The organism is Pedobacter suwonensis, assembly GCF_900111825.1.
Taxonomy (GTDB): Bacteria; Bacteroidota; Bacteroidia; order Sphingobacteriales; family Sphingobacteriaceae; genus Pedobacter; species Pedobacter suwonensis.
This window is the reverse complement of sequence record NZ_FOJM01000013.1, coordinates 158,393-182,132: the sequence shown is the minus strand read 5'-3', so window position 1 is coordinate 182,132 and position 23,740 is coordinate 158,393. Positions and strand designations below refer to the sequence as shown.

Annotated in this window: 25 protein-coding genes; 8 read left to right on the top strand and 17 right to left on the bottom strand. The window is 40.9% G+C overall.

Going from position 1 to position 23,740, the window contains the following annotated elements:
• Positions 1-242 precede the first annotated feature (242 nt).
• Positions 243-2,699, bottom strand: a complete 2,457-nt coding sequence (locus BM107_RS17250) for a TonB-dependent receptor (RefSeq protein ID WP_090985608.1) — start codon at positions 2,697-2,699, stop codon at positions 243-245.
• A gap of 377 nt (positions 2,700-3,076) precedes the next feature.
• On the opposite strand from BM107_RS17250, the gene BM107_RS17245 reads away from it, so the two are divergent.
• Entirely contained in the window at positions 3,077-3,535 is a 459-nt protein-coding gene (locus tag BM107_RS17245; protein ID WP_090985606.1) for a MaoC family dehydratase, read from the top strand.
• A gap of 158 nt (positions 3,536-3,693) precedes the next feature.
• The gene (locus BM107_RS17240; protein WP_090985604.1) at positions 3,694-3,927 is read left to right on the top strand and encodes a hypothetical protein; all 234 of its coding nucleotides are present in this window, start codon (positions 3,694-3,696) and stop codon (positions 3,925-3,927) included.
• A gap of 305 nt (positions 3,928-4,232) precedes the next feature.
• On the opposite strand, the gene BM107_RS17235 is transcribed toward BM107_RS17240, so the two are convergent.
• The 6 genes from BM107_RS17235 to BM107_RS17205 form a co-directional block, all read right to left on the bottom strand.
• A complete protein-coding gene (locus BM107_RS17235) occupies positions 4,233-4,619 on the bottom strand; it encodes a hypothetical protein (RefSeq protein WP_090985601.1) in 387 nt (128 codons plus the stop codon).
• A 228-nt stretch (positions 4,620-4,847) separates the two neighbouring features.
• Entirely contained in the window at positions 4,848-5,564 is a 717-nt protein-coding gene (locus BM107_RS17230) for a DUF92 domain-containing protein (protein ID WP_090985599.1), read from the bottom strand.
• A gap of 44 nt (positions 5,565-5,608) precedes the next feature.
• Entirely contained in the window at positions 5,609-6,307 is a 699-nt protein-coding gene (locus BM107_RS17225; protein WP_090985597.1) for a DUF1826 domain-containing protein, read from the bottom strand.
• Between the two features lie 199 nt (positions 6,308-6,506).
• The gene (locus BM107_RS17220) at positions 6,507-7,109 is read right to left on the bottom strand and encodes a DNA alkylation repair protein (RefSeq protein ID WP_090985595.1); all 603 of its coding nucleotides are present in this window, start codon (positions 7,107-7,109) and stop codon (positions 6,507-6,509) included.
• A 308-nt stretch (positions 7,110-7,417) separates the two neighbouring features.
• Positions 7,418-7,807 carry a response regulator transcription factor gene (locus BM107_RS17215; protein WP_244278849.1) on the bottom strand — a complete coding sequence of 130 codons (390 nt, stop codon included), beginning with the start codon at positions 7,805-7,807 and terminating at the stop codon, positions 7,418-7,420.
• Between the two features lie 149 nt (positions 7,808-7,956).
• Positions 7,957-8,229: a DUF3253 domain-containing protein gene (locus tag BM107_RS17205; RefSeq protein ID WP_244278848.1), complete on the bottom strand. Its 273-nt coding sequence runs from the start codon at positions 8,227-8,229 to the stop codon at positions 7,957-7,959.
• 177 nt (positions 8,230-8,406) lie between these two features.
• On the opposite strand from BM107_RS17205, the gene BM107_RS17200 reads away from it, so the two are divergent.
• Together BM107_RS17200 and BM107_RS17195 are read left to right on the top strand one after the other, a co-directional pair.
• The gene (locus BM107_RS17200) at positions 8,407-9,477 is read left to right on the top strand and encodes a glycosyltransferase family 4 protein (protein ID WP_090985589.1); all 1,071 of its coding nucleotides are present in this window, start codon (positions 8,407-8,409) and stop codon (positions 9,475-9,477) included.
• A 1-nt stretch (position 9,478) separates the two neighbouring features.
• Positions 9,479-10,525 (top strand): glycosyltransferase, encoded by a 1,047-nt coding sequence (locus BM107_RS17195; RefSeq protein WP_090985585.1) that lies wholly within the window; start codon positions 9,479-9,481, stop codon positions 10,523-10,525.
• Here BM107_RS17195 and BM107_RS17190 read toward each other — a convergent pair.
• Complete coding sequence (locus BM107_RS17190) at positions 10,522-11,343, bottom strand: glycosyltransferase family 2 protein (protein ID WP_090985583.1); 822 nt, start codon at positions 11,341-11,343, stop codon at positions 10,522-10,524. The two genes, BM107_RS17195 and BM107_RS17190, sit on opposite strands and share 4 nt — an antisense overlap.
• A 237-nt stretch (positions 11,344-11,580) precedes the next feature.
• On the opposite strand from BM107_RS17190, the gene BM107_RS17185 reads away from it, so the two are divergent.
• On the top strand, positions 11,581-12,375 hold the full coding sequence (locus BM107_RS17185) for a murein L,D-transpeptidase catalytic domain family protein (RefSeq protein ID WP_090985581.1): 795 nt from the start codon (positions 11,581-11,583) through the stop codon (positions 12,373-12,375).
• On the opposite strand, the gene BM107_RS17180 is transcribed toward BM107_RS17185, so the two are convergent.
• The 4 genes from BM107_RS17180 to BM107_RS17170 form a co-directional block, all read right to left on the bottom strand.
• Positions 12,372-13,901 carry a L,D-transpeptidase family protein gene (locus BM107_RS17180; protein WP_244278847.1) on the bottom strand — a complete coding sequence of 510 codons (1,530 nt, stop codon included), beginning with the start codon at positions 13,899-13,901 and terminating at the stop codon, positions 12,372-12,374. The two genes, BM107_RS17185 and BM107_RS17180, sit on opposite strands and share 4 nt — an antisense overlap.
• Positions 13,902-14,318: 417 nt before the next feature.
• Positions 14,319-15,218: an SDR family oxidoreductase gene (locus tag BM107_RS17175; RefSeq protein WP_090985578.1), complete on the bottom strand. Its 900-nt coding sequence runs from the start codon at positions 15,216-15,218 to the stop codon at positions 14,319-14,321.
• A 97-nt stretch (positions 15,219-15,315) separates the two neighbouring features.
• The gene (locus tag BM107_RS24735; protein WP_159435265.1) at positions 15,316-15,474 is read right to left on the bottom strand and encodes a hypothetical protein; all 159 of its coding nucleotides are present in this window, start codon (positions 15,472-15,474) and stop codon (positions 15,316-15,318) included.
• Positions 15,475-15,598: 124 nt separating this feature from the next.
• The gene (locus tag BM107_RS17170) at positions 15,599-17,272 is read right to left on the bottom strand and encodes an alpha/beta fold hydrolase (RefSeq protein ID WP_090985576.1); all 1,674 of its coding nucleotides are present in this window, start codon (positions 17,270-17,272) and stop codon (positions 15,599-15,601) included.
• Between the two features lie 154 nt (positions 17,273-17,426).
• On the opposite strand from BM107_RS17170, the gene BM107_RS17165 reads away from it, so the two are divergent.
• Positions 17,427-18,284: a helix-turn-helix domain-containing protein gene (locus BM107_RS17165; RefSeq protein WP_090985574.1), complete on the top strand. Its 858-nt coding sequence runs from the start codon at positions 17,427-17,429 to the stop codon at positions 18,282-18,284.
• 97 nt (positions 18,285-18,381) lie between these two features.
• Positions 18,382-19,548: an FAD-dependent oxidoreductase gene (locus BM107_RS17160; protein ID WP_208864409.1), complete on the top strand. Its 1,167-nt coding sequence runs from the start codon at positions 18,382-18,384 to the stop codon at positions 19,546-19,548.
• 183 nt (positions 19,549-19,731) lie between these two features.
• On the opposite strand, the gene BM107_RS17155 is transcribed toward BM107_RS17160, so the two are convergent.
• Together BM107_RS17155 and BM107_RS24730 are read right to left on the bottom strand one after the other, a co-directional pair.
• A complete protein-coding gene (locus tag BM107_RS17155) occupies positions 19,732-20,430 on the bottom strand; it encodes a type 1 glutamine amidotransferase domain-containing protein (protein WP_208864408.1) in 699 nt (232 codons plus the stop codon).
• Positions 20,431-20,437: 7 nt separating this feature from the next.
• Positions 20,438-20,581, bottom strand: a complete 144-nt coding sequence (locus tag BM107_RS24730; protein ID WP_159435264.1) for a hypothetical protein — start codon at positions 20,579-20,581, stop codon at positions 20,438-20,440.
• 153 nt (positions 20,582-20,734) lie between these two features.
• On the opposite strand from BM107_RS24730, the gene BM107_RS17150 reads away from it, so the two are divergent.
• A complete protein-coding gene (locus BM107_RS17150; protein ID WP_090985568.1) occupies positions 20,735-21,625 on the top strand; it encodes a GNAT family N-acetyltransferase in 891 nt (296 codons plus the stop codon).
• Positions 21,626-21,722: 97 nt separating this feature from the next.
• Here BM107_RS17150 and BM107_RS17145 read toward each other — a convergent pair whose 3' ends face one another.
• The 3 genes from BM107_RS17145 to BM107_RS17135 form a co-directional block, all read right to left on the bottom strand.
• A complete protein-coding gene (locus BM107_RS17145; RefSeq protein ID WP_090985566.1) occupies positions 21,723-22,376 on the bottom strand; it encodes a hypothetical protein in 654 nt (217 codons plus the stop codon).
• Positions 22,377-22,441: 65 nt separating this feature from the next.
• The gene (locus BM107_RS17140) at positions 22,442-23,029 is read right to left on the bottom strand and encodes a Crp/Fnr family transcriptional regulator (RefSeq protein WP_090985564.1); all 588 of its coding nucleotides are present in this window, start codon (positions 23,027-23,029) and stop codon (positions 22,442-22,444) included.
• 176 nt (positions 23,030-23,205) lie between these two features.
• Positions 23,206-23,739, bottom strand: a complete 534-nt coding sequence (locus BM107_RS17135) for a DUF3347 domain-containing protein (protein WP_090985562.1) — start codon at positions 23,737-23,739, stop codon at positions 23,206-23,208.
• Position 23,740: the final 1 nt, after the last annotated feature.

Below are 23,740 nucleotides of genomic sequence, written 5' to 3'. Positions count from 1 at the left end.
CAGGGGCGCAGAAACCTTTGTTCTTAAACCCGATTGCAATGTAAAGCCCGCATCCCGATTTTTTCAATCGGGAGAGGAATTGAAATGAAAAGCGGGACTAGCGGCCTCCAAGTACCACAAACGCTCATTTCATATAACATATCTTCAATTAAAAAGATTGCTTCGTCGTTCCTCCTCGCAATAACGGATAACAGAAATGCGGTAAATCTATTGATCTGCGGCAAAAGCATTTTTTTTAACTCTTAAAGTGGAATTATCATTTTAAAACTCAAATTCCTGCCCATATTGTAAATCCCCGACCGGACGTTGGGCGAGCTGTTATAATATTCAAAATACTTCAATCGGTTTAAATTAGACTGATAAGCCACATTAAAAATATTATCGGCCTGAAGAAATATATCACAGATGGTTTTTCCTTTTTTTGTTATCAGCGTTGATCCGATCCCGCCGTTAATTAAGGTATAGCCTGCCGTAAAGCTTTCTGTATTGTCAAGCGCATAAAATTTGTCCTGATCGGCGAAAAAGGCAGCATCAACTTTAATGTAAGGCTTATCAAAAATGCCTATAGGTTTTTGAGCGGTTGCCTTCATTTCCGTTCTCACCTGCAAAGGCGGAATAAAAGGCAGGTATCTGGCCTCATCACCATACTGATCCAATAGTTCCCGGTTTTGATTCAATCCTACCGTATAAGCTAAACTATTATTGAAACTTAGCCATTTTAAAGCGTTGGGATGCAGATTGATAGAAATTTCCGCACCGTATAGCCTGGCTTTTGATTGCTGGTATTGATAAGTGAGGTTTCCCGGAACAATAACCACCGGATTCCCATTGGCATCGGTTAAGCGTGATTGATAAATGTAGTTTTGGATATGGTTATTAAACAGTTCCAGGCTGATATCGGCATCTTTTAAATAGGCGATCATACCAAGATCTTGCTGAAGGTTAAATTCTGGTTTAAATGTCCTGTTCCCTAAATATACAATGTGCGCACCCGGATCCAGTCCGTTGGAACCGATTTCTGTAATGTTTGGAGCCCGGTAACCCCTGGCAATGTTGGCCTTAACCAAAAACCTTTCTGAAATGTTGTAAGTTAAGCCCAGACTTCCAGATAAACCATAATAATTTTTAGTAAAAGATGGAAATTGCAGTTTTCCAGTTAGGTCGCCAGCACTTACCCGTTTATCAAAACCCGTTAGCATGTTAGTACCCACATAGAAATCATCCCAATTGATGTTTCTCCTGTCGATCCTGATTCCTCCTGAAACATCTACCTTACCCATTGATTTTTTTGCAAAATAGAATGCACCAATATCAAAGAAGTTATAATCCGGGATTGGAAAATCGGTAGCGTCCTTACTCTTGTTAACCTGGTACATGCCATTTAGTCCAACAGTACTTTCTATACCTGCAAAACCGGGCAGGTTGTACTTAAGATCATAATTAAAAGTGTTTAGTACCACGTAAAGCCCGGGCTGATTTGGCCTTGTAGGATGATTATATTCTCTTCTTACACTCTGTTGGCCGCCAACCAATACATTTAAATCACTGGTTCCGAATTTGAACTGACTCGTGTTATAAAAACGGAAGTGTTGAATGTGTTGATGTAAAGGGTTAATGACATAGGTATTCAGATGGTGTTTTGCCACAACAGGCCTGTTTTTGATATCGTCTCCGTCATCCAACACCTGCCTGGTAAATCTTCTTGATAAAGAATCTCTACTGCCGTCGGGAATTTCCATTACATTATCGTAATAGGTAACGGCTGTTTTAGAGAAACCCCAGCTTTTATCTAACCTGGCACTGGCAGATAGATTGTACTCTCTAAAAGCGGTTCCATACACCAATCCATCAATCTTATTCCGGTAATTATGTGCCGTTTTTCCCGTAGCCCTAAAGGTATATTTCCAATCATTTCTGACGTAAGCCAGCCCTACTGATGAACCAATCATTCCGTTATTGCTTTGATAATTTGCGGTAAAATCGCCTTTTAACTTCCCGTTTTCAAAACCAGGCGTGTAGGGGATCATATTAATTACACCAGCTAAAGCATCGGACCCATAGGTTAAACTGGCCGGACCTTTTACCACCTCTACCCTGGTAATGGCGTATTCATCTACTTCAATTCCATGTTCGTCGCCCCACTGCTGTCCCTCCTGCCTCAAACCATCATACAAAGTTAGCACGCGATTATAGCCTAAGCCCCTGATAAATGGTTTAGAAACGTTTGGGCCGGTAGTAACTGCTGTAATACCCGGCACGCCTTTCACAATAGCATCTATTAAATTGGTATTTACGTTTTGGTCCATTGTTTTTCTGGAAAGTACAGCAATGGGTACCGGGCTTTTCCGTAGTTGTGTGGCCCGGTTTACCCCGGTAATGACTACATCGTTTAAGTTGGCAGCCAGGCTTAACAAATCGGCATTAACCGTAACAGTATCTGCTTTCAAGCTTACCCTGACTGTTTGAGTCTGATAACCAATGCCAGAAAACACCAGATCACAAATACCGTAAGGAACTTCTCTTAATACATAACTTCCTGTATGGTTTGATTTTGTTGAACTTTTACTACCTGAAACTTTAATGGTGATATTTTCCAGAACTTCGCCATTTGATGTAACTATGCCTTTAACTGTCGCATTTTGGGCAATAGCATTTAGCGATATCAATAAACAGCAAAAACAAATGGATAGCAATCTCATAAAAAACGATTTATCTAAATATAATTTTAGACAAATCTAAATTTTAATTTAAATATATCAAATAAAATATTTAGTCAACATATAATATCATTTTGAATTTTATCGCTATCTAGGGGAAGTGTTAGTGTGCTAAGCTTAAGTCAAAGCCTGACTTGTGCTTTTAAATTATTGATTGCTGAAGGGAAGTCTGTAAGAACATATCCTTTCCTGGCCTATTCCTATCCAAGAAACCCCTATTTAAATGTTCTTGTCCCGGTATCGTAGCAAACATCGTGTTATCACAGGTGATTGGTCATAGAAAAGTAATTGAAACTAAACAGCTAAAGGATTGTTGTGCCTAAGAATTTAAAACAATACAAACTTTTTAACTAAAATATATGTTGGTGATCAATAATTTCGAGGAGTACGAATCCTATCTGGGTAAAGAACTAGGCATTTCACAGTGGCACACTATAGACCAGGAGCAGATCAATAAATTTGCGGATGCGACTTTAGATCATCAATGGATTCACACTGATACCGAACGGGCTAAAAATGAAGGGCCATTTAAGGCAACGATTGCACATGGCTACTTAACCCTGTCCTTAATCCCCTATTTATGGAAACAGATTGCCGATGTGCGCAATATTAAAATGGAAATCAATTATGGTATTGAACGCTTCAAATTTGGCCAGGCTGTTTTAGTGGATAATGAAGTACAGTTAAAAGCTAAACTTATGTGCATCAGCAATTTAAGAGGAATTACTAAAGTAACCATCCAGGCTACGCTTGTGATTAAAGACCAGCCTAAACCGGCTTACGTAGGCGACGTGGTATTCTTATACCATTTTATATAAATGCTGGTTCGATATGAAAACCCGAAGAATTTCATTTTTTATTCTTCTGTTGATTTAACTCGATAGGCACCCATACGTTTTCATGATTGTTACATTAAGGTGGAAACAATCGGGCTGGCCAGTCGTTAATTTATAGAGAAGATCAATAAAATTAAGATATGGAAAACATCATCACCCCTGTTCAGTTAATCAACAACCATGCAAATAACGGTAATAAAGCGACTTTAAAAATCGGAAGTAAGTTTCAATGGGATCCTAAATATGCCTCCAAAGAAACACCTTCTTTTGATTCGTTTAAAAGTGAAATCGAAAATTTTTACGAATACAAACTGGTATTTGGTTATGAAGGCGCAGTTGGCCAAAGTATTTACATGGTAACCGGTGTGAAATAAATACTGCAATCAGTTCTAACTATCATCATAGCTGGCACCTGACTACTCACACTTGACCAAAATGATTAGGTCAATAAGACGTTTAGCGTAAAGTTTAATATATAAAAAGCCCTGATATCCATCCGGGCTTTTCTTATCAACTAACCTAAACTTATAAATACTAACCAAATATTTATACTGCAAAACTAGATATCGATTATTAATCCAGTGTTAAATATTTATCATCTGTTAAGTGCGTTTGATATTTAATCGTGATCGATACTCATGGTCAGTTCTGATTATAAAAAATTGAAGAATCTCAACACTTATTTCGCAGCCCGGGTTGCCTTATCAAAAGATAACAGCAGGTTCTTTTGATCAATCTGATTTAACGGCATTTCATGTACATTTTTACCCAGGCCTGTCGTAAAGTAAACATCGGCTTTAACGGTCTCTCCTTTGTCAATACCATCTTCAAATAGCGCGATCCCAAACAGGCTGCTGTCTACTTTTGATGAGGCCTTAATACTCACTGTACCCAGCGCATACTTGCCATTATTCTTCAGGGTAACAACGCCCTGTTTATAGGTGTAACTTACTCCTTTCAATGTTTCCAGGTAGGTTTTATTTTTACTGGTAATCGGTTGATAGGTTTGGCCGTAACCTGAAAATCCACAGGCTGCCAGCACTGAAACAAAAATGATTTTTTTCATGATCTTATAAGAACTAAACAATACTTAAATATCACAAAAAAGCTTATTATAAAATCAGCTAAAACAAACTTTCAACCGGATAAACGAGGGATTTTACAAATTAATGAAGAAAGGCGTAAAAACACTGATATTCAAGGTTTTTTAATACATTTTAGCCTGAAAACGACACATAAATGATAGCACATCACTTCATCGATTTTCACCATATGCATTTGGATAATAATATCTCTAACCGAAAATTATTTTCATCACCATAACCAGCAAGGCTGCTGTTAATGTATTTAAAAAATTAACCATATTATTGCCAATTATGCCTCTACGCTCCAGCACAGCACCCAAAATAGAATCAGTCAGGTTTCCCGCCGTGCCGGCAATAATGATCAAATAAAAATTCATATTCCATCCAGATCCAAGCGCCTCAATAGCTGCTATAATAATACTGCCTGCCACACCGATCAATGTTCCTTCTAAACTGATTACCCCATCGTTTCCACAGCGGTCAGGTCTGAAAGACATCACATTAAAGAAACGCCTTCCATAAAGCATCCCCAGTTCAGATGATAAGGTATCTGATGTGGCTGAGGCAAAAGCGGCCGCCATTGCCGTAAGCATTAAATAGTTCAGCGAAGGATAAAACAACATCACTACAGCCGCTATACCGGAAACCCCGGCATTAGCCAATACCTGGAGTGCCGTACGGCCATTCCTGGTTTCGGTTATCGTAGCAGAAATCTGTTTTTTATTTCGCTGCCATGAAGTGGCAGCAGAACCCAAAATAAAAAACGTGGTCATCATCGCCAGGCCGGTGTAACCAGCCGCAAAATAAATCAAGCAAGCCAGTATAGCTCCGGCAAACGCCGCTATAACGGTAAGTTTTTTAGCTAAGATACTGTAAGCCATACCCGCCAGAACAATAACAGGCAAAAAGATAACGCTGTTGAACATCCTTCAAATATATTCGAATTATTTGTGAAACTTAAGCTAACCAATTAGCAGATGAGCAACAACCTGCACTCTCCTTCTTTTTCCAGCGGTGCCCGGTGGATACAGGGTAAACATTGTTGATCAGGATGAGCTACGGCCAGTCTCCACAAATGACCTACTTCCAATTTTACAGGCCTTGCACCTGTTTTAGCCTGGTAATGCAGGTCAAAATAATGCTCTGTCAAAAAACTTTCAAATTCTTCCTCTGAACCCTCGTGCAATTCGCTAAGCTTTTGTCTGATTTCCGGCACCCGCACTTTTTGTTCAGCTTGATCATTAGGTAAGATTTCACTCACAGCCCCATAATAAGTACATAAAAAAGTATCAGTACCAACAGGCGAACGATCTACATGAAAAGAATATACATCTGTTGATATGAAATCGAATTCTTCGTCACGCTCGTAACTTTTAATTAAATTTAACGAAGGTGATGCACCAGCGTCTGTTAAGCGTTCAAAATCGTGCAAGATCTGCGTTCTCGCAGTATTTCCTGGCTCTGAAAGGTTGAGCGCCCGGAGATCATCCATCGAAATTTCCGTGAGATTTGTCTTTAGTTCGAGTTTAGATACAATTTCTTTAAAATCGCCTGATAGGTCTCGCTGCCAGCATACGGCATTCAGATCGCCCTTAAAAACCGTATCCATCAGTTGAGAAAAAGTGGAGACCACTGTAACCTGCGTACTTTCAGAAAATTTGCTTTCCATTTATATTTAAATCACACAACCATTTGCTGCAAAAGTAAGGATTACGTTAAAAGACCAGGTGAAAATGACCTTATTTTTAGAAAGAATAACTGGGCAACGCATTTTAAACGTTTTGACTATCGTCCAATCTTAACAATTAATACAATATCATTATAAGATTATGATAAACCCAAAGACAGGCTTTATTAAGTTTGATACTTTATTTTCCCATAACAAGCCGGTAGGTAAATGCAGTTTTTTTATCTGTCAAATGCCATTTCGAAACTTCATCCAAAACGGCTTGCTTATGCTTCTTGCTGATATCGCGAAGGGCATTGCCTACTGACTTCCTCAAATATTCGCTGTCATCAGATTTGTTTGTACCGATCAGCTCAATGGCAATTTGCGGATAATCTTTAAAGTAAGGACGGCCCGTCCAGATGCGGAGTCCTTCAGTCACTGCTCTTTTTATATTGGGGTTAAGCGCTGAAAGCCATTTTTTAATCACAGGAATACTTTTTCCGTAACCTATAACTTTGCAATATTGGTCGAAAGCTTTTGCCAGCATTTCCTGTACCCGCCAGTTTTGATCATCTGCCACGCGTGTTTCAAGGAGCAAAAGTGCTTCCGGGTGGGTTGGCGAGAGTATCCCTAAAATATAGGTGGCCAGCATCCTTACCTGATAACTATCATCGGCTAAAAACTGAAGCGCAAGGTCTAGATGCGATTCATCCTGATTTGCCAAAATCTGGTCGCCCGCATCGATAATGTGCTTGAAGCCATGTTCGATTTGCTTGATATGGTCAATGATTAATGGTATCATTCCTCAAGGCATAGGTTATTGTTGTACTGCTTATCCGTCCCTGGCCGGTGGATCCGATATTTTAACCCGAGATCAAGACCAGATCTATCACTCAAATATACGATCTTAAATACGTCCCTGGTAAATTTTCAGGTCAAAAATCAACCTGTTCCGTAATAGAGAAAAAATGAGCCTAAAAGTAAAACGGGCTGAACTTCACAGGTATCAGTTATATGCTGCCGATAATAAACTCCGGTTCGAAGCCTTATCAATAGCTTTATTATGATCCGATCAATAGCCAATTCATCTGTTCAAGCTATTATAAATGTTTAGTTTACGACAGCATTCACTCTGGCTACAAAATCATCGATACTGAAAGGTTTCGCAATAAAATCGTCTGGATGGCATTTTCTATTAACGTCTGCTACAGAGCAATGTGCAGACATCATCAGCACCGGAACACCAAGTGTACGCTGATCATTTTTTACCTCCCGGCACAAGTCGTGGCCATTTCCGTCAGGAAGGCGAACATCCAAAATCACCAGGCTCGGATCAGTAAAAAGCAAATCTTTTCTAAAGCTCCGTATATCAGGATATAATTTAACCTCATAATTCTCTTCATCCAATAACAATCCTATGATCTCCCTGATATCACGATCGTCCTCTAAAACCATTATTTTCTTTTTCATCATCGTTCCCATGTGTATCAATATAACCATTTGGATGCCATTTGGTTTTATGAATTTAGAAACAATTAAACCTCCGCATAAAAGACACTCATTTATTCAAGTCAGGCTGGTGATTACCAATCCTGCAAAATTATTGGATTGGTTTAGAGAGAAGCCTGATATCTCAATCAGGAAAAGGTTCAGCCCACCACTTGTTTAATTCGGACAGGTCCCTTAATCTTTTTAACATCTACTTCCTTACCTTTCTGGGTAATTGAAATTTTTCCATTATTGCAAAGGTCTATCGCCACCTCCATAACGGCCGCCATTTGTTCCCGCCAGCGACCGGGGAAGAGCATTCTGGCAATTTCTGATGGGCAGGTGCTTTTATCAGCCCCCCGCTGTTCAGCCACAGCCAATATGCGTTCTGCTATTTCTTTCTTTCCTTGCATCACCACTAAAACGCAAGCCATCTATAATTGGTTTTGAAGAATGCCAGCACCAGACCAGTAAACGGTAAAACAACATGTTGCAGATACATTATCGAGATTTAAAATATACAAATCCACAGAATAAGCATTCGGCTTTAGAATTACTCAAAACTTTCAGCGTTTTATCAAGTTCTTATTGTAGCAACTTTAAAAATCCAAATGAATATCGGAATAATAGCACATCTAAAACATCCCATCCGCAAGCCATATATGGGCGGACTGGAGGCTTTCACTTACGAAATTACCAAAAGACTCATTGCCAGGGGACATACGGTTACCTTATATGCAAGCGAACTGAGCGATCCTGACCTCAATGTTAATGTGATACTTACCGATGTGGATTACGACAGGGAAACGCTGAGCAGGTTCAGGGCTCATGAACTTAGTGAAGATTTTATATCTACACACCATGCTTATCTGGAACTGATGCAGGATATAGACGGCCGCAAACATGATGTGATCTTCAACAACAGCCTTAATTATGTTCCGCTTACCATGTCTACCATCACAACCACGCCAATGGTTACCGTACTACATACGCCTCCTATTTTTGAAATGAAGCGGGCCATGTTACAAGAACGTAAAACAGGACGAATACGTTACGTGAGTGTTTCTAAACCCAATGCACTTGCATGGCAGCCTTTTCTTAATCATTGTGAGGTGATTTGTAATGGCGTGGATATTTCACTATGGAAGTTTTATGCAGAACCCACTGGAAATTACGTGGTCTGGTTTGGAAGGATCCATCCTGATAAAGGCACACACATTGCTATACAAGCCGCAAAAATGGCAGGATATCCAATTAAACTGGCCGGCAGTATTGCTGATACACATTATTTTCAGACTTATGTTGAGCCGCTGCTTGGTGAGGGTGTGGAACTGCTCGGAAACTGCAGCCATGAAACACTTAATGAATTAATAGGGAATGCCAGATGCGCGCTCATTACTCCTTGCTGGGATGAACCATTTGGTCTTGTTGTGGCCGAAAGCCTTGCCTGCGGTACACCCGTAGCGGGGATCTCGCGTGGGGCGCTTCCCTATCTGGTAACTGCCGGAACGGGTTGTTTAACGAGCAGTAACGATCCTGAAGAACTGGCAAACTGCATAACCAAGGCTGTTGATATGGATCGGGCAACCTGCCGACGCCAGGCAGAAGAAAACCTGGATATCGAACGGATGATCGATGCTTACGAAATATTGTTAACAGAGACCGTAAAAAGCGTAGCCTGATATGGAAATCGCTTTTTACGTCCATCACCATGGATCAGGCCATTTGATGCGGTGCCTGGCGATTGCCTCTGCACTTAAAAATTGTCACATCACTTTTTTGGGAAGCAGGCTTGAACAGTATAGATCACTGATTCCTAATAACATAAAGCTCATTTCCCTGCCGATGGATACGCCTGGCGATCAGGATCTTGACGTTGTGGATCAAAGCCCGGTCGGGCTGCATTATGCACCGCTAAATGTTAACGGACAACTGCAACGGGTAAACACAATCACCAGCTTTTTGGCCAGTAACCCCAATTTGCTGTTTATTGTAGATGTTTCGGTTGAAGTGGCTATGCTGTCGAAGCTCTGCGGCATACCCACAATCGTGGTGAGGCAGCATGGCCTGCGAGATGATTTACCACATCAAATCTGCTACCGCAATGCGATTGGATTATTAGCCCCGTTTGATGAGCGGATGTCTGGCCAGGTGCCGGAATGGATCAGCAACAAAACCTTTTACACTGGCGGGCTTAGCCGGTTTGCACCAAGTGCAGATTTGTCTGATGCCAGCAAACGGAATGTAGCCGTACTGATCGGAAGTGGTGGCACAAGTATAAACAACCATTTTTTGGAACATCTGTCTGTTCAATGCCCGCAATGGATATTCCATATTGTAGGCAATATCCACAGTTCGAAAAACATCGATAATTTACATTTCTACGGAAAACTGGAAGATCCCCGCACTGTTTTGGCAAACTGCTGCCTAGTAATAGGCAATGCCGGCCATAACACGGTGATGGAATGTGCTTCGCTCAACAAACGTTTCATTGCCATATCCGAAGAACGTCCGTTTAAAGAACAGGAAGAAAAAGCACGTATTATCGAAGGCCTGGCACTCGCAGTACACATCCCCGCTTCTGAAATATTCCAGGTTGATTGGGAAGAAATACTTGAAAACTCGTTAGCCAGTTGCCCCAACTGGAATGGATTAATCAGCAGTGATGCAGCTGAACGTGCTGCAGCCTATTTAATGCATACTCACCGCGCTGTTTTTCAGCACAACTAAGTTAATTTAAGCGCAGTTTCAATTTCCGGGGCTGAAGGCATGCGCTTTAATTCAAGACTATCTTTAGACCATTTGATTAATCCCGCGCGTTCAAACTTGCTTAGCCAGCCTTCCATAGGCCAGAGACCCCATTTTTCCCGAAAAGCCTTTGCATTGCTGATGATGTCTAGAAGATGGTTCATTGGAGGGTCGTAACTTGGATGATATTGATGGAAGGCTGTTGCGCTTATAGTAATCATCGATATTGCTTTTGCTTTAGCGGAAAAAGCGAAGTCGGTATCTTCTGCCCCATAACCGATAAAAAGCTCATCAAATCCGCCAATTTCCTTAAAAGTGGTTTTCCTACAGCCAAAATTAAGCGACCAAAAAAGTTCATAAGGATATTGATCAATATTTTCACGTATGGGATCTGCTATGCTATATTCCATCAGACGTTCGAAAAGGTCATTTTTTTCCATCGCCTTAGCGGTTAAATAACGAACACGACCGGAAATAAGTGAATCAGCGCTGGAAAAAGCTTCAATATAAAGAGAAAGAAAATCTGGTGCCGGGATACAGTCAGCATCGAGAAATATTACCTGATCACAAGATGCTAGTGAAACCGCAGCATTTCTTGCCGCTGCCAGCGGTAGTTGATGCACACTGTTCACCACTTGCTGTTTGACAGGAAAAGTTGAGGATGGCATTTGATAGGGTTCCTCATTCATATGTATAACCACGAGTTCAGCGGGTTTTGGTGTGCAGCGTTCCAATCCACGAACCATATTAACGAGTGCAGTACGTCGGTTTTTAACGATCGTAACCAGTGAGATATCCATATTATAGTTAACCGTTACGAAGGTCAAAAAGTTTAGCAGAATCTGGTCGTAAACATTATTTAAATAATAGACAGGAAGTATTTTAAAACACCGGACCGATTTTTATCATCATCATATGATTGTCAGCATTTTGCTTATTTTGGCAAATCGCTTACCAATGTCGTATATTTGTTACATATCAAATCCAAACAGCCTATAGCAAAAAAGCCCTACTTAAATCATTTCAACTAGTTATCTATGAGAAAATATATTCTGGGCATCTTCTGCATCATTTTATCATTAAGCTTTTTCTTATTGGCTACGAGTGGTAAAAAAACAGGGCATCTAAAAACTGTTGCCAGGGTTTCAACCCCAATTAAACCGAGTTATGCTGCGTATGTAAAATCACTTTATAACCAGGTTCATTTAAAGGATTCTGGTTTGACCTACCCTGTTTTTGAAAAAGCACTTACAGGATATTATAACCTTAAGGAAGCTGGTAGATTGTCTGAGCATGCACTTTTAAGTATTGCCGATTTTGATCAAAAAAGCACCAGAAAAAGGCTTTATGTGTTAGACTTAAGTAAAATGCAAATTGTATTAAATACCTGGGTGGCACATGGGCAGCGCAGTGGTGAAGATGAAACGGTAACATTTTCCAACCAAAACGATTCGTATAGCAGCAGTATCGGCTTTTACGTTACCGGTGAAGAATACGTAGGCGCCCATGGAAGATCGCTTCGCTTAGATGGTATGGATGCGGGCTATAATGATAATGCGAGGATGCGTTCCATTGTTATTCACGGTGCACCATATGTAAGCCAGGGTACCATTGAGGCTTTAGGGCGTTTAGGACGCAGCCAGGGTTGTCCGGCGGTGAATCCTAAACTATCCGATCAATTGATCAGTGCAATGGGCGAAGGAAGCGTGCTTTTCATCAATAAAAGTGCAGAAAAATATGCTTCCCGTTACCTGGACGAGAAGCAGGCCGCACTGGCTGCGCTACCAGCCCTGAACAATAATACTGATGAGGGCCAGTTCCACATGGACTAAGCCTTATTCAAGTGCGTATAAAGTACAGCATCCTGACCATAAATATCGTTGGCAAACATCAGCTTACCGCTACTTGAATCTTTCCAGCAGGTAAAGTAGACCAGGTATACCGCAACCTGTTTGGGAAGAGAAATGTTTTCGGCTTTTGGATCTTTGCTTTGCATACCTTCTTTAATTTTATCGAATTTTCCGCCTGGGCCAAAAAGCACCCTGGCAAGTTCCAGAGGTTTTTCCAGCCTGACACAACCATGGCTTACCGCCCTCACAGCCAGGTTAAAGGCAGCTTGGGCTGGTGTATCATGCAGGTAGACACTGCTTTGGTTATTAAAAAGGAATTTGATTTTACCCAACGAATTGTCGGCGCCCGGCTGCTGCTTGAAGGTATAGGTTTTTCCTACATCAGGTGCAGACCAGTCGATAGTCTCCGTATCCTCAACCTTTTTTCCTTTATAAAAAACATCAATATTTTTGTTGCTTAAATAATAACGGTCTTGAGAGGCATACTTCACAATTTCATTACTGGCTATACTTTCAGGGATATTCCAAACCGGATTAACCTGCACACTATGGATCATACTTTTCAGTTGAGGAGTTTCCCGATTAAATGCCCGGTCTTTTTTCAGGTCATTTTCATCATATTCAGTTAAAGGGGTTGACTGTCCGGTATTGCGACCTTCCCCCACACATACTTTCATGCTTAAAACCGGTTTTTGTTTTTCCATTACCTGAAGTTCAAAAGCCGGGATATTTACCCATACATATTTATCTTCCTGTTTGGCAGTGTGCCATCTCAGGCGTTCCATATTTACTTTTATAATTCGCTTCGTTTCTTCAGCAGAATGACCAGGAGCGGTAATTTTTTGACTCAGCGCAGTCTGTAGCATTCTATAGGCTTCAGATTTGGGTTGGATACTATCTAAAAAAGCTGTGATGTTACTGGTTTGATATGGCTTTTTAAACGAAATGGAATCTGGTCTGAGTACCTTGGTGTAAAATTGTGCAAATATTTTTCTGGGGCTTACTATTCCGTATTGCATAGCCGCCGTATAATCGGTAATAGCGCCACTTGCAATCAATTCGAGATCAATAACCGCATCATAAGCTTTATCAATCGTATTTACCTCTGTTTTGGAGTAAATTTTCTCTAACGCGGCGTTTAATTTAGCGGCCTGGAAGTTTTCAGCCGAAAGACCGTGTTCTTCTGTCGCACTAATCTTTTTCGCTGCATTTTTTAATCCACTGTCGGGAAGAAATTTAGCTATTAAAACCGGTTGGTAATCTGCCTGCTCATAAATTTGCTCCGTAAATTTTGGGTTCGACATCGATTTCCCTCTTTTGCTTAACGCCGCTTTCAATTTATCGCTCAACACCTCAGCATCAAGGTCTTTGTATAATTTAATGCCAGTAATTTTGGTTAGTTCGGCACCAGTTTTTGATTTAGGCTTGTTACAGGCCTCCATTAGTATCAAACATGGTAAAAGCATCAATAGGCTTCTCAAAAGTTTAGGTACTTGTTTATTGTTCATGCTCATATAATTGGTTTTTCGCCAAATTGTTTTTACAAAGCATATAATCACCTGTTAATTAACGATTTATTTTTTTAAGAAATTAAGATTACGACGTTTACAAAAGTGCGGCATTCCACTTCTGATAAAATGTATTTGGGAGAAAATAAGGTTGTAACTTAAATTGTTCAGGCTGAGCGAGGCCAAGCTTAACAAAATATCAAAACCTCTTAAAACATTTTAAAAATTGCTCCAAGCGACCATTGACGGCCCCAACAAAAGAATCGTCATCTCCGTAGCAACGCGAAGTGGAAAGATCTTTGGATTAAGTGACCGAAATCAAATTAAAAGATCTCTCCACTGCGGTAGAGATGACGATCATATCGCTTACATTAATGTTTATGCAATAATTTATCCCTCAGGATGCGCGTTGATCTATTAAGGATGCCCGCTTCCACCAGCGGCACCGTAAATCTGTCCGGTTGCGTAACTTGCGCTATCATCTGCCAATTGCACATAAATTGATGCCAACTCTGCTGGCTGGCCTGGCCGCGCTAAAGGCGTTTGTTCGCCAAACTTTTCAATTGCATCCTGTGGTTGGCCGCCACTGGTTTGCAGCGGAGTCCATACGGGGCCCGGTGCCACGCCATTTACACGAATGCCTTTAGGGCCAAGTTGTTTTGATAAAGATTTTACGAAAGCCACATTGGCTGCTTTTGTCTGTGCATAGTCAAAGAGGTTTTCTGAAGGGTCGTATGCCTGTACTGAACTGGTTGATATAATCACCGATCCAGGTTTTAAATGTGGTAATGCAGCTTTGGTAATCCAGAACGGAGCATAAATATTGGTTTTCATCGTGGCATCAAATTGCTCTTCACTTAATTCAGAAAGTGAGTCAACCGCCTGTTGTTTACCAGCATTATTTACCAATATATCCAGACCGCCCAGTTTTTCTACCGCGTCATTGACCAATTGCTTGCAAAATTCGCTGTTGGTAATATCACCAGGGATAGCGTATGCTTTTTGCCCGGCATCGGTAATAAGCTGAACTACTTCATCGGCATCAGTCTGCTCTTCAGGCAGGTAATTGATTACCACATCAGCACCTTCACGTGCATAGGCTATGGCTGCTGCCCGGCCAATACCAGAATCTCCGCCTGTGATTAAAGCTTTTCTGCCCTTCAACCTGCCCGAACCACGGTAACTTTCCTCACCATGATCTGGTTGAGGGCTCATTTTACTGGCCAGCCCGGGAGGTTGCTGTGGCTGGCGCTGAAAGGGAGGTTTAGGATATTGCTCCAACGGATTCTTTAATGTTGTATTTTGTTCATTTTTCATGGTAAAATATTTTGATGTTTGCTTAAAGCAACAAGGCTAAAATGGCCTTTGTTCAAATTATTTTCATTTAAATTCGTTAATCCTGTGAAGAATGGACTTAATAGTTACCACTGTAAACGTTTTCCTGCCCGATAATAATCTGCACCATCGGATTTTTAGCGAACTGCCCGGCGTGATCCCTGTTGTTGTTCAGGTAGCGGAAAAAAAAGCCTGGTAAACCTGCGTAATTTGATAATGAAGATGTTGTTTTTGCCATATCAGAGTATTGGGTTTTAACACTCGTTTCCTATAGTTCTCCTCTATACCTAATTGTGCTTCTTTGTACATGAAAACAAAATACAAAAGCCAATAACTGCATTTTAATGATCAATCAATTGATATTACTTATCCTTTTTGAACGGAGGAGCTAAAAAGTTAAGAATAAGTCTGTTCAAGTAATCTGGTCGCTCAAATGGCACATAATGTGTGGCATTCGGCACGATTTCCAGCTGGGATTTAGCAATACTGGCTGCAATGAGCTTAGTATGCTCGGCTTTAATTACATCGTTACTGCCAGCAACAACTAATACAGGATTTTCGATTTGCTGCAATTGTTCAGGAGTCATATTAGGTTCCGCCAACATTAGCTGAATCAATCTGAGGTTTTGGCCTGGGACTTTCGCCAGTAACTGATGTTTAAAAGAGGCCATCAAACTGTCTGAAACACCAGACGGATAAAGGTTGGCACCTATGGTTACAATTTTGCTGACCATATCCGGATGTGCCAGATTAAAACTTACTGCGGTATTCCCTCCGTCGCTCCAGCCAATGATATTCACTTTTTTCAAATCCAACGCGGTAAGTACTTTGTATAAATCGTTAGCAAATTTGTCATAACTATATGGCTCTTCAGATAAATCAGTACTCCTTCCCTGGCTTCTGGTATCAATGGCGATAACCCTGAAGTGCTTTGCAAAAAAGGGTATTTGACGATAAAAATCTGCTATGCTTCCATTATTTCCATGTAAAAGTATCAACGGTTCTCCTTTACCATACTGTTCAGTGTAAATTCTTGCATCACCAAGATCAATATAACTACCTCTCTTATTCCTTCCGTAGCCGCTTTTAATGGATTCCTGCTTGTGCTGATAGTAATCTGCTAACATCGCAATATCCGGACTGTTATCAGCCAATGAATTTTCCTGCCGCTTTAGGTTTTCCCCTCCTTTCTGGTATCGGATATCCAGATTAGCAATAAACGTTCCCGCACTTGTTTCCCAGTTTCCCTGTTTTTGATATCGGAAAAGAAGATCCTTAGCCAGGGTCTTTTTTGCTGAAACCCCAAAAATAAAATTTCCACTACTGTCTGGCACATAATCAACAAGCTGCAGGGTTACGGCAATCTGATCCAAACCTTCAAAATTCAGATGATATGGTGCAAGATCTATTTTTTGCCAGCCTACAGAAGTAGTCCGATAGGTAATAAGTTTTCTTAAAAGATTGCTGTCTGGTAAATTATTTTTTACCGCATATAAATTAAACTTTAAGGTAATAGAAGCGTATTTTGAGCTGGGGATAATGTAAAAGTTATAAGCTTTAAGTACAGTCTGATTATAGATCTCAAAAATATTTCCCTGTTCAATACTTGGAACATTTTTGTCAAACATTCTGGAAAAAGTTATCATCGGTCTGGATCGCTGCCCTATAAGCTGCTCCTTCATTTTGTTCCCTTTTATAACCACTTCAGCCATATCAAAAACCTTTTCTTTAAGGGTAACCAACATCCCGGGTTTGAATTCTGAACGCCCAACTTGCCGGTCATTAAAACCAACGGCGCTGAAGATTACAGGACTTTGTGATAAGCTATCCGGGATAACCAGTTTAAACATACCGTCGACACTGGCTACAGTACCGACTTTACTATTTTTAATACCTATTGAGCAATGCGGAACGGGTTGCTGGTTGGAATCTTTTACAACACCGGTTAATATGTATTGTGCGTTTGCATTAATGAAGATAAACAGCGCTAGTAACGTGAAATATAGTTTTTTGAAAAGATGTATTGTTATTTCCATATTAACGAGATGATAAACCAATCAGATTGGTTGCATCAATACACCTAAAAAATAACTTCACCCGATGGATTCCACAACATTTACCTATACTGATCAACAATGCCAGCATAAAGCTTTTGATCTAAATTTCTAATATCTTTGTTTTATTCTGGCTATGGCAAAAAGAGCACAACACATCCCGGTTAACGTTTTACCAAATGGCACCAGCCGTGGCATCATGATGTTAAGAAAACACTTTGATGGGTTCCCTGACAATGAGCAGGTTAGCAGGCCCCATCGTGATGATGGCTATACCTTTATATTGCAGGAAAAAGGAATCACCAATATTGAGATAGATTTTCAAATCTACAGCATTCAGGCTCCTGCAATCATCTACCTCCATCCGAGTCAGGTTCACCGACTCATCGCATTTGAAAAAGCCGAACTCAGTACCTGGATTATCGCGGAGGAAAACCTCCATCCTGAGAACCTAAGGATGTTAAACGAGCTGATGCCGGCAAGTGTTTTATCACTGAGCAATGAAACACTTGCCATTTTTTTGCAGGTGGCTGGTCTATCTCATACCCTTTACACAAAACCTGACGAAAACTTATATCGTTCCACATTGATAGAGAGCATTAATAGCCTGGCCGCACTCACCAGTTCACTATATCAGGCCCAATCCAGCCTCACTGAAAACCGCACCAGGTTTAATATCGTAGCCAGAGCCTTCAGAAAGGAATTAGACCTTCGTTACAAAACCGTAAAGCGTCCGGCATTGTATGCAGATTTCCTGAACATCTCTGTTTCATATCTCAATGAATGTATAAAGACTGCTACAGGTCAATCGCTTTCAAACAATATCCAACAACGCGTAATGCTGGAAGCTAAAAGGCTTCTTTATCATTCAGACAAATCAGTAAAAGAGATCGCAAATGAACTTGGTTATGATGATTATTCCTATTTCATAAGGTTGTTTGTAAAAGTAACCGGATCAAAACCGTTATACTTCCGGAATAAAAACCGCGGATAGTCCTATACTTACGCCTTGTAGACATTCTTTAAACGCATTCCATGACGTTCCTTTGTGCTGTTAAACAAGCCATATGGAAACTTTAAAAAAAATAAATTTGATAAACGGACTCGATATCGCAATTGTTGGTGGAGGACCTGGCGGACTCGCCCTTGCGCGATTATTACAGCTTAAAGGTGCTCGCGTGAAAGTGTATGAAAGAGATCTTAATCAAAAGGCACGCGTACAGGGTGCAATTGTGGACCTGCACTATCATTCAGGACTGAAAGTGCTTGAAGCAGCGGGACTGATGGATGCATTTAAGGCCCGATATATGCGCGGGGCAGACAGCTTCAGGTTAGTAGATGAAAATGCGAATGTATTAGTAGATGATTATTTTCAAAGTGGCCGATATACGTTCGGCGACGAACATTTTCGTCCCGAAATTGACAGGGGTGCCCTTAGGGATATCCTGATCGATTCGTTACTACCGGGTACGATGGTTTGGGACAGTCAGCTGATTCACCTGTCTCTCAGGGACGGGCGATGGGAAATGCAATTCAAAAATGCCACTCATGCCAGCTCGGATCTGGTTATCGGCTGTGACGGGCATCGCTCCGGCGTCAGGGAATACCTAACAGATATCCAGTCAGTGTATTCGGGTGCCAGCATCATTCAGGGAGAGATTGATGCCCCCCGAACAGCTTGTTCTGAGCTGTACTCCATGATCAACAATGGAAGCCTTATGGCAGCAGGACAGGGAAAGATGCTGATGGTACAGCCAAGGGGCGACGGCGGCCTGACCTTTTATGCAGCATCAATGTACCCGGAAAACTGGGAAAAAGTTAGTGGTATAGATTTCCGTATTCCAAGGGAAGTATGTGATTATCTCGATAATTTTTATGATGGCTGGCATCCGGCATTTCATACAATGTTTAGCGCCTGTAAACACTTCACTTACCGTCCACTCCATTACCATCCGTTAACACTACGTTGGCAAACCAAACCTAACATTACAGTTTTAGGAGATGCCGCTCATCTGATGCCGCCAAACGGCGAAGGTGTAAATCTGGCGATGCTGGATGCGCTTGACCTAAGCGATTGCCTGACCAACGGCGCGTATCAAAATATTGAAGACGCATTAATGGCTTATGAAAAATCGATGTTTGCAAGAGCTTTACCTATCTGCGGGGAGACCGTAGAAGGCATTAAGGATTTTGCTTCACCCAGCAAAGAGTCTATCCGTAAACTCATACAAATTTTTGGGAATGATGAAAACATTTGAAATAAAAGGTGGTGAAAATGCAGAAATGTCCTGGTGTTATTCCCATTTAAAATGATGATGGTAACACCGCCATCATGAGATAGCGGTGTTATTAACCTAATCAGATTAAGCCGAAAGTGAACCCAACCTTATTAAAGGTTCGGACTGCATGTTACAAGAATATAACTGATATAATTCAACTAATTACTCTCCTTTTTCGGTCTGATTTAACATATCGATAAGTGCTTTCGCCACCGGACCAGCTGACAAGGGATTTTGACCGGTAATAAGTAAACCATCCTTTTCCACATGGGATAAAAATGGCACAAGCGCTGTTTTCACCGCTGCACCAAACTCTTCCAGTCTGGTTTGAAGCAGATAGGGAACATTACCACTTCGGCCCACCAAAGTTTCCTCGGCATTACTGAAAGCAGAGATGATTTTTCCTTTTAAAAAACCCGGACGTTGCATTTCAGCACTGATCAATGCTGCTGGTCCATGACATACTGCAGCAACCGGTTTACCAGCATCCAGGAAATCCAGGATTAAAATTCCGCTGTTATTGTCTTTTGCAAGATCCCATATTGGGCCATGGCCTCCGGGATAGAACACCGCATCGTAATCATCAGACCTGATCTGATCTAAAACCTGGGTGTGTGAAAAGGCCGCTTTCGCTGCCTCATCGTCATTGTACCTACGGTTAGCGCCGGTTACATGTTCAGTTAATTCACTCATCGGATCTACAGGAGGCCTCCCTCCTTTCGGACTGGCTAAAGTTACCTGATAACCTGCATCTATAAACTCATAATAGGGATCTGTAAACTCCCCCAACCAAACACCTGTTTTTCCATCAGTATTTTCCATCCCGCTATGTGATGTTAATACCATCAATATCTTCTTCATAAAAGTCTTATTTAATATCATCAGGTTCTAGTTCATTTCCTTCTTCATCAACACGGTGGTGTTCGTTCCAGTTTGAATCCTGATCGGTTTTATCCTGCTGCTCCACATTTTCCTCCTGTGGTTGCAATTCCTTTTCTTTAGGGTCTGCCATAACATTGATTTTATTTTAAATAACAACAGCGCCGGACATAAATAGTTCAGTAAAATGAATAATATGCGTAAGATCCAGGTTGCTTAAGCCCACAGCCTGTTATTTATAATTGATTAAAAATTAATAACCTATATTTATCTTAAGAGACTTATCATGATCAAAAAAGAAATTTTAACAGACAGGCTGATATTGCGTGAACTGGAGACACATGACCATTCATTTATCTTTCAGCTGGTTAATTCTGCAGGCTGGCTGGAATTTATTGGCGACAGGAAGATAAAGACAGATGAAGATGCGCTGGCCTATGTTGAAAAGATCATAGCTAATCCCTTAGTCAAATATTGGGTAGTTAAACTGAAGGCAAATGATCTCCCGCTGGGAATTATCACACTTATTAAAAGAGACGATCTGGAATATTATGATATTGGTTTTGCTTTTTTACCGGGCCATACAGGAGTCGGATATGCCTATGAAGCTACAAGCGCCGTACTCGATATGCTTCCGGATTCGATTCTGACAAATAAAATACTGGCCATTACAACAGTTCGAAACAGCCGCTCAGTAAAGCTACTGGAAAAATTGAAATTTAAATATGAGCGCCAGGTGGACATTGCAGGAAAAACGATGTTGCAATATGCTTTAAGCACAGATGAGATACAGATCGGCAAAATTACCCGTTCGTTTTTTAAACTATTTGATAATACTTTGAATGAACCTGATTTTGCACCGGTTTATCAGCTATGCACTACTTCTGCAAGCATCATCAGGAAATCTGCTATCCATGCAGATGTCTACGGGCTGGAATCTTTTATTGAACCACGAAGAAAAATATTAACGGATGGTACATTACAACAATTTAAAGAATTCGAAATATATGAAGAAACCAGGATTATCGGAAATATCGCACAGCGGTACTCAAAATACCGCAAACATGGGACGCTAAACGGCGTTTATTTTGAGGGCCGCGGGCATAAGTTCTTTCATTTCATGAAAGAGGCAGGCGAATGGAAAATTGCACACGTTATCTGGGAGGATGAAGTTTAAATCTAAATAAGAAAGCAATAACGTATCCAATTTCCAAAACCAGTTCCAGGTACTTTTTAGCCTAACCCGGGAGGTATCGGATATTGCTGATTTTAAATCATTGCGTTTTCCTGATCAGTAAACGGTAAATGGCCAGGCAACCCGGAATCATCGGAAGAATTGCGGTCCACATGCCCGGAAAGTAATACTGCCCCGTGGTTTTAACATAAAAATTGGGCATCATCGGGATCGTGGTACCTTTAATTGATGCTGTTAATGAATGCGGATCATTTGGAAGCAATTCAGGGGCAATCAGCGGAAAAATAAAATGGGTAAATTCTGCTACACCCGGACCGATAAATATAAACCAGGCTACAAATCCGGCAATCGGTACTTTATAATACAGCCCAAGTGAAGTAAGGGTATAAATAACCGGACCGATTAGCGCAAACACCATCAAAAAACTCCTTTCGCTCCATGGAATACCAAATAGCCTGCTCATGGCCGGCGCAAAGCCCATGAGGTATTCCTCAACAATGTGAATCTGTAAAGCAGCAACGGTAAGGATAAAAAGCGGTAGGATAATGTTGGGTTCTACCGGCTTTTTCAGATAGGTAAAATACCAGCAGCACAGGCCAACAAGTGCTGAGCCTCCTACAATGATAACAGGTGGAAGCCCGATAGCAAGGTATCCTATAATGGGTGCTACAACCGTAAAAGTACAGGCTGCCATAAAGCTTAACTTTTGGGAAAATGATAACGGTTTTTTCATAACAGATGAATTTTAACCCGAAAGTACAACCCTGTCACGCCCCTGCATTTATCATATGATAAAAACTATTTCATAGCCCTGATTCTGCTTAACGATACCTGTGTAATACCGAGGTAAGAAGCCAGATCGGCCAGACTGATGCGTTGCAAAAGTGGTCCGTGTGCTTGAAGAAATTTATGGTAAGCGATCTGAGCTTTTTCTTCAAGCGTACCGCCAATTCTTTCCATCATATTCACCGCAGCAAGTGCGAGAAGTTTCCGGTAAAAGGTTTCCATGGAATGATACCGCTTGCAAAGCATTTCCAGGTCATCGTAATTGAGACAGGTAATATCAGTATCTTCAAGCGCTTGTACAGCATAGGCAGAAGGCCGTTGAGCTAAAAAACTGTCAAGAACCGTAAACATACTTCCTTCTGCGAAAAAGCGCATAATAAATTCCCGGGTATCGGTATAAAAGAAAGTTTTAACCAAGCCGCTGTCTATAAAGTAGATCCGCTTACATACCGTCCCGGTTTCGAGGATCAGCTCTCCTTTACGATATTTCTTTTGATAAAGTTTTGATCGCATACTTTCGTTTGCTTCGCTTTCGAGAGGGGAAAGAGATGAGACAAAAGCTAAAAAGTTAGTTGCATCGGCAAAGTGATCAGTGATCATGACCACAAATTACAAAAATAGCGGTAAAATCTGGTTCAACATTATATTTAAATCTGCGTGAAAGGAAATAACCGGTTTTTGGTCTGCTAGAATTAATAATGATTACCTTTTTAATAAAAAAGCTGCGGGAAACCTCCGTTATCCCACAGCCGTCATTGACTAACTAAATTGTCTTTTTATTTCTCCCCTATTACTTCCCCGCAGGTTAGCATATTTTTTGGGTAATAAGGATTTTCAATTTTCTTGTCGTTACTTACCCAGGTTACACCAGTCATTGGGCATTTCTGCTGGTAAACGGTTGTATTTTCTGGTTTCAACTTATCAATGATTACCCAAAGCTGTTCAGATAACTTTTCCATAATTTTTCGCTGCTCATCCAACGACGAAGACGCAGCGATCTGATCAGCCAATGCTTTAATGCTTATACGGGTAGTTGTGGCCACGTTCATTTGCTGCAAAGTGAGCTTTTTAAATTTGAACTGACCAAGTGCTGCTGAAAATTCAGTAGCGGAACCAGCCGTTTTTTTGGCGTCGGAAATCACCAAACCGTCCTTTATAGCTAAGTAACTGGCAATGATAGTATTTTTTTGTGTTTCCCTTTGCTTCACCAATTCGGGTGTTACTTCCTGCGAAGACGTTTTCACCTGTGCTTTTGCGTTAAAAATCAAGCCAGTTACTACCATAACCGCGGCTAATGTATATTTTTTCATA

Bases quoted from the DNA above. Each gene is read 5' to 3' on its own strand.
- BM107_RS17170 (WP_090985576.1), bottom strand. From the start codon at position 17,272: ATGGAAATAACAATACATCTTTTCAAAAAACTATATTTCACGTTACTA.
- BM107_RS17245 (WP_090985606.1), top strand. From the start codon at position 3,077: ATGTTGGTGATCAATAATTTCGAGGAGTACGAATCCTATCTGGGTAAA.
- BM107_RS17195 (WP_090985585.1), top strand. From the start codon at position 9,479: ATGGAAATCGCTTTTTACGTCCATCACCATGGATCAGGCCATTTGATG.
- BM107_RS17220 (WP_090985595.1), bottom strand. From the start codon at position 7,109: ATGATACCATTAATCATTGACCATATCAAGCAAATCGAACATGGCTTC.
- BM107_RS17225 (WP_090985597.1), bottom strand. From the start codon at position 6,307: ATGGAAAGCAAATTTTCTGAAAGTACGCAGGTTACAGTGGTCTCCACT.
- BM107_RS17165 (WP_090985574.1), top strand. From the start codon at position 17,427: ATGGCAAAAAGAGCACAACACATCCCGGTTAACGTTTTACCAAATGGC.
- BM107_RS17145 (WP_090985566.1), bottom strand. From the start codon at position 22,376: ATGAAAAAACCGTTATCATTTTCCCAAAAGTTAAGCTTTATGGCAGCC.
- BM107_RS17175 (WP_090985578.1), bottom strand. From the start codon at position 15,218: ATGAAAAATGAACAAAATACAACATTAAAGAATCCGTTGGAGCAATAT.
- BM107_RS17185 (WP_090985581.1), top strand. From the start codon at position 11,581: ATGAGAAAATATATTCTGGGCATCTTCTGCATCATTTTATCATTAAGC.
- BM107_RS17140 (WP_090985564.1), bottom strand. From the start codon at position 23,029: ATGATCACTGATCACTTTGCCGATGCAACTAACTTTTTAGCTTTTGTC.
- BM107_RS17240 (WP_090985604.1), top strand. From the start codon at position 3,694: ATGGAAAACATCATCACCCCTGTTCAGTTAATCAACAACCATGCAAAT.
- BM107_RS24735 (WP_159435265.1), bottom strand. From the start codon at position 15,474: ATGGCAAAAACAACATCTTCATTATCAAATTACGCAGGTTTACCAGGC.
- BM107_RS17190 (WP_090985583.1), bottom strand. From the start codon at position 11,343: ATGGATATCTCACTGGTTACGATCGTTAAAAACCGACGTACTGCACTC.
- BM107_RS17150 (WP_090985568.1), top strand. From the start codon at position 20,735: ATGATCAAAAAAGAAATTTTAACAGACAGGCTGATATTGCGTGAACTG.
- BM107_RS17155 (WP_208864408.1), bottom strand. From the start codon at position 20,430: ATGAAGAAGATATTGATGGTATTAACATCACATAGCGGGATGGAAAAT.
- BM107_RS17215 (WP_244278849.1), bottom strand. From the start codon at position 7,807: ATGGTTATATTGATACACATGGGAACGATGATGAAAAAGAAAATAATG.
- BM107_RS17200 (WP_090985589.1), top strand. From the start codon at position 8,407: ATGAATATCGGAATAATAGCACATCTAAAACATCCCATCCGCAAGCCA.
- BM107_RS17250 (WP_090985608.1), bottom strand. From the start codon at position 2,699: ATGAGATTGCTATCCATTTGTTTTTGCTGTTTATTGATATCGCTAAAT.
- BM107_RS17135 (WP_090985562.1), bottom strand. From the start codon at position 23,739: ATGAAAAAATATACATTAGCCGCGGTTATGGTAGTAACTGGCTTGATT.
- BM107_RS24730 (WP_159435264.1), bottom strand. From the start codon at position 20,581: ATGGCAGACCCTAAAGAAAAGGAATTGCAACCACAGGAGGAAAATGTG.
- BM107_RS17230 (WP_090985599.1), bottom strand. From the start codon at position 5,564: ATGTTCAACAGCGTTATCTTTTTGCCTGTTATTGTTCTGGCGGGTATG.
- BM107_RS17180 (WP_244278847.1), bottom strand. From the start codon at position 13,901: ATGAACAATAAACAAGTACCTAAACTTTTGAGAAGCCTATTGATGCTT.
- BM107_RS17235 (WP_090985601.1), bottom strand. From the start codon at position 4,619: ATGAAAAAAATCATTTTTGTTTCAGTGCTGGCAGCCTGTGGATTTTCA.
- BM107_RS17205 (WP_244278848.1), bottom strand. From the start codon at position 8,229: ATGGCTTGCGTTTTAGTGGTGATGCAAGGAAAGAAAGAAATAGCAGAA.